Below are 1,123 nucleotides of genomic sequence, written 5' to 3'. Positions count from 1 at the left end.
GACGCCGGTGGGGCCCGACCCGACGTGCCCGCCGCCGGGCTGGACGCCGCCGTCTCCGCGGGCGTCGAGCACGTGCGCGCGACGGCCCCGGGCGCGCACGTCGTGGTGGTGCTCGGCGACCTGCCGCACCTCCTGCCCGCCGAGGTCGACGACGTGCTGCGGCGCGCGGCCGACGTGCCGCGCGCGCACGTGCCCGACGCCGCGGGCACCGGCACGACCATGCTCACCGCGACCTGGCCGCACCGCCCGCACCCGCGCTTCGGGCCCGGGTCCTCGGCCCGGCACGCCGCCGCGGGGCACGTGCCGCTCGACGTCCCCGCGGCGTCCGGCGCGCGCCGCGACGTCGACGAGCCGGCCGACCTCCCGTCCCCCGGCACACCGTCCGGCGCCTGACCGCGGGCCCCGGGGCGCGTCGCGCGGCACGTGCGCGACCATGGGGGCATGACGCTCTGGATGACCGGTGACGAGGCCGCCGACCGCCTGCTCGACTCGGACCCGTTCGCGCTGCTGGTCGGCATGCTGCTCGACCAGCAGGTCGCGATGGAGACGGCGTTCGCGGGCCCGGCGAAGATCGCCGACCGCATGGGCGGGTGGGACGTGCGGCGCATCGCCGACGCCGACCCCGAGGAGTTCACGGCGCTGTGCGCGACGCCGCCGGCCGTGCACCGCTACCCCGGGTCGATGGCCGGGCGCATCCAGGCGGTCGCGCGCGAGGTCGTCGACGCGTACGACGGCGACGTCACGCGGCTGTGGACCGACGGCGACCCCGACGCCCGGACGGTGCTGCGCCGGCTCAAGGCGCTGCCGGGGTTCGGCGACCAGAAGGCCCGTATCTTCCTCGCGCTGCTCGGCAAGCAGCGCGGTGTGCAGCCGGCCGGCTGGCGCGAGGCCGCGGGCGCGTACGGCGACGACCAGCCGCGCTCGATCGCCGACGTGGTCGACGCCGACTCGCTCACGCGCGTGCGGGAGACCAAGCGCGCCGCCAAGGCGGCCGCGAAGGCCGCACGCTGACCCCTCGGACAAGCCACGGGGCGCCCGCCTCGGCCGCGCGACGGAGCGCAGGACCCGTCGCGCGGCCGAGGCGCACCGCCCACGCGACCGCCACGATGAGGGCATGACGACG

The 1,123-nt window shown here is 78.5% G+C and carries 1 protein-coding gene and 1 pseudogene; both read left to right on the top strand.

The genetic code is table 11. The features are described 5' to 3' along the window. A pseudogene (locus tag ATM99_RS19490) lies at positions 1-393 on the top strand (hypothetical protein); the annotation flags it as partial. A 48-nt stretch (positions 394-441) separates the two neighbouring features. Then, positions 442-1,011, top strand: a complete 570-nt coding sequence (locus ATM99_RS16245; RefSeq protein ID WP_062103886.1) for an HhH-GPD-type base excision DNA repair protein — start codon at positions 442-444, stop codon at positions 1,009-1,011. Positions 1,012-1,123: the final 112 nt, after the last annotated feature.

It is taken from the genome of Cellulomonas sp. B6 (genome assembly GCF_001462455.1).
GTDB lineage: Bacteria > Actinomycetota > Actinomycetes > Actinomycetales > Cellulomonadaceae > Cellulomonas.
This window is presented reverse-complemented; position numbering and strand designations above follow the sequence as displayed.